At 42.9% G+C, this 238-nt stretch carries 1 protein-coding gene; it reads left to right on the top strand.

Going from position 1 to position 238, the window contains the following annotated elements; genetic code table 11:
• Positions 1–74 precede the first annotated feature (74 nt).
• Positions 75–238, top strand: a 164-nt coding sequence (locus Q4563_RS22485; RefSeq protein WP_303606126.1) for a hypothetical protein, incomplete at its 3' end; no start/stop codon positions are given.

Genomic DNA, 238 nt, shown 5'->3' on the forward strand with positions numbered 1-238 from the left:
GACCTACTCAACGGGCAGATCTCAACCGTTAAACACAGAAGTATGAAGTCTCGAAACTCAACCCAGATGACGCCATAGATCGCAAACAACTTAAACGCCTTAAACAGCGTTTTTTAGGATTAAATACAGTGCGCCTAGAGCGAACCCGGCAGGCCATAGGGAATCGCCAACAACTATTTTTAGATGTGTTACCTGAATTATTGCATGTAAATCATCCTATGCTAACAGGATATCAAGG

The sequence above is a fragment of the Gilvimarinus sp. 1_MG-2023 genome, assembly GCF_030548285.1.